The sequence below is a fragment of the Lutibacter sp. genome (assembly GCF_040883305.1).
GTDB lineage: Bacteria > Bacteroidota > Bacteroidia > Flavobacteriales > Flavobacteriaceae > Lutibacter.
The window spans coordinates 1-2,983 of the sequence record NZ_JBFLKT010000361.1 but is presented as its reverse complement, the minus strand read 5'-3'; the positions used below and the strand labels follow the sequence as shown (position 1 = coordinate 2,983).

4 protein-coding genes are annotated in these 2,983 nt (G+C 28.5%); 2 read left to right on the top strand and 2 right to left on the bottom strand.

Annotation, left to right across the window (positions count from 1 at the left end; translation table 11 throughout):
• Positions 1–145 precede the first annotated feature (145 nt).
• Together AB1Z17_RS11570 and AB1Z17_RS11565 are read right to left on the bottom strand one after the other, a co-directional pair.
• Entirely contained in the window at positions 146–550 is a 405-nt protein-coding gene (locus AB1Z17_RS11570; protein WP_368051950.1) for an HU family DNA-binding protein, read from the bottom strand.
• A 360-nt stretch (positions 551–910) separates the two neighbouring features.
• Complete coding sequence (locus tag AB1Z17_RS11565) at positions 911–1,735, bottom strand: hypothetical protein (protein ID WP_368051949.1); 825 nt, start codon at positions 1,733–1,735, stop codon at positions 911–913.
• Between the two features lie 266 nt (positions 1,736–2,001).
• Here AB1Z17_RS11565 and AB1Z17_RS11560 point away from each other — a divergent pair, with 266 nt between their 5' ends.
• Both AB1Z17_RS11560 and AB1Z17_RS11555 read left to right on the top strand, forming a co-directional pair.
• The gene (locus tag AB1Z17_RS11560; protein ID WP_368051948.1) at positions 2,002–2,703 is read left to right on the top strand and encodes a T9SS type A sorting domain-containing protein; all 702 of its coding nucleotides are present in this window, start codon (positions 2,002–2,004) and stop codon (positions 2,701–2,703) included.
• A gap of 141 nt (positions 2,704–2,844) precedes the next feature.
• A partial coding sequence (locus AB1Z17_RS11555; protein ID WP_368051951.1) for a hypothetical protein occupies positions 2,845–2,983 on the top strand: 139 nt, incomplete at its 3' end.

Here is a 2,983-nt window from a genome sequence, read left to right as displayed (position 1 = left end):
GAATTTTTCTTATATAAAATTACAATTAAACTAAGGGCCTTTTAATGATATATATCAGCCTTTATCCTTGTTAAAGGTTACATATGTTACAAATTTAAATGAAACTAAAAATCCATTTAATAATTATTGAATGCTCCTTGTATTTTTACAATTTAGAAATACCTTTTCTATCTTTTACCAAAGTAATAGATTTCTTTAATTTATTTTTCATACGTTTAGAGGGTTGGTAATTTAATATAAATTTTTGAATGCTTCTTTTAGAAAGTAATTTAGGCTCAGGTGCTGCAGTACCTTTAAAAGTAAGTTTAAATCGCCCTAAGTCACCTAGGTCTACCGTGTAACCTTGTTCCAAACTATCATGTAGCTTGTTCCCTAAGGCTGTCACCACTCCAATAACATCACTTTCACTCAAGGTACATTGATGGCTAATATCATAACATACTTTTTCTAAATCTATTACACCCTTACTAACCGCTTGCATAATGTACTGTGTTTGTTCAGGGTTTTTGATATTGTTCTTTCTTTTGGTAATGCGGTAATTTAACGCCATAGCATTCTTTTTTTATAAATTAATAACTCTTTAAAATTCACTATTTAAGCAACCGTTTTGTATCCCCTAATCAATAAGGACAAACTGCTTATTAAATTGGGTTATTTTGTCTAATAAATAATATCATTTAATAAGTAGTTGCACAAAAACTTATACAAGTTCATAAAAAAACTTATACAACTTTCTATAGAAAGTTGTATAAGTTTAATTTAAAAGTTCTACAATAAATTTAGTTCAATATTGCAAGTCCTTTAATGTAACGTAATTAAGTAATTTGCAATTACATAGTAAATATATAAAATTAGATAACTACTAAGTTGTATTCACTTGTTTATTTATTAACAAATTACAGCTTACAAATTACATACCAATTGCTACAAAATTGAAGGATTTCATGTTAATACCACTGGTACCAGATAAATTCCCAACCCAAAATTCAATAAATTCATTTGTATCAAGCCAAGCCAACACATGAATTGCAGAGCTTTGACTATCGGTAGTTTGTGAAGCTTTATTAAACATTTTTGAAGATTCTAATACAGTTCCGTTTTTTGCTACTCCAAAAATAAATGTATCACCATTTGACATTGGTTGGAAACTAAAACTTAAAGCAATATGAAAAAGACGCCTAGCTGTTCCTGTATAGGTTAATCTAGTGTCTGTTCCTGTTCCAAAAACATCATTAATAAACGCAGTTCCTGATGGATTTATTTTAACCATATTATCATTCCCAGCTGCGCCGATTGCTTGCGAAACTATATTTGTTACCGCTCCAGAGTAATTAATCCAACTTATTTCCCCCATTGGCAACATCAACCTACCCGCAGGAGTTAAAGTTCCTGTAAATGTTTTATCTCCTCCAACAGTTTGTGGAGTTGATAAATCTACAAAACTACCTGTTGAAGTATCAATAACTGTCCAACCACTTCCGGTATAATAATTTAAAATATTTGTTGTTGAATTGTATATTAATAAACCTGTTGCTGGCGATACAATTGCATCCCTTTCTGTTGTAGTCATTCTTGGAGGTAAAAACCCTTTTTTACCATTTGCGGCTAAAGAAGTTACGTCCACATCAAGAATGGCTGATGTATTTGGAGTTACAGTTCCAATTCCAACTTGAGAAAAAACAATAGTACTTGATAACAATATAATAAGTAATAGTGTAATTTTTTTTGCTCTCATAAAAATTAATTTGAACTAAAATACAAATTAATTTTGTAACTTTGGTTACATACTTAGAATAAGTAACTTTTTTTTTCAGGCTATAAATCAACATATGAAACCTTTTGCCCTTAATCCAGGCAATTAATTTAATTTTTAATAAAAAACATTATATATTAAATATTTGGTTTAATAATAGTAATAAACAGTGCTTTTTTCAAAGTTTTTATTAATTTTACTTAAGTTAAATCAAGTACCCGTTTATTAAAACATTAATAATCGCCCTTATGAAAACAATTATTAAAAAATTGTCCTGTTTATTTATTTTAATTAGCCATTTTTCGTTTGCACAAGATTTAACTGTTACAAGTGGAACTTCATTAACTATTATGCCCGGAACAGATTTTTATGTTAACGGCATAAATTTTAATCCTACCAGCTCAAATTTAACGTTAACTGGTCCAATAGATATTTCTAGATCTTCAACCGCTTTAAATGCTGATAGTATTGATAGAGTATTTAACTTTAGTAACCCTCTAACCAACTTTACAGGCGATGTAACTTTTTATTATGAAACAGGAGAGTTAAACGGCATAGACGAATCAACATTGGTCTTACGCACCAAAAACGGGACTACCTGGAGTGCTGATATAACTCCTGCAAGAGATACAGGATTAAATACCCTAACATATCCTTTTATAGCATCTAGCTTTTCGGTAGTTACGGCGAGTAAACCAGGTATTACACTTTCTATAAACAAATTTAATCAGTTAAAAATAAATCTTTTTCCTAATCCTGTTATTTCATCTTTTAAAATAGCTACAGATTTAACCATTGAAACCTTAATTTATAATAATTTAGGACAAGTGATTTTTAAATCAAATCAAAAAGATATTGATATATCTAGTTTAAGTGCTGGCACCTATATAATTATTGTAAAAGACATTGAAACTAATAATTTTAACACCTATCAAATAATTAAATTATAGTTTTTTTAAATCGCTTTATTTCCTAAAAAATTTTAAAAAATAAAGAGATAGGTAATTTCCAAAAATAAAATTTTATCTTTGCTTTATAGTGCGTAATTATAAAAATTCTTTTACTAATTACGATAAGCTACCTTAATTATTATGAGTAAAAAACGCCTTTTTCTTTTAGATGCTTATGCATTAATATTTCGTGGTTATTATGCTTTAATTAAAAACCCTAGAATCAATTCAAAAGGAATGGATACTTCTGCAATATTAGGGTTTACAAATTCTTTGTTAG

Excerpts from the sequence above, each read along its gene's own strand:
- AB1Z17_RS11565 (WP_368051949.1), bottom strand. The coding sequence starts at position 1,735 with ATGAGAGCAAAAAAAATTACACTATTACTTATTATATTGTTATCAAGT.
- AB1Z17_RS11560 (WP_368051948.1), top strand. The coding sequence starts at position 2,002 with ATGAAAACAATTATTAAAAAATTGTCCTGTTTATTTATTTTAATTAGC.
- AB1Z17_RS11570 (WP_368051950.1), bottom strand. The coding sequence starts at position 550 with ATGGCGTTAAATTACCGCATTACCAAAAGAAAGAACAATATCAAAAAC.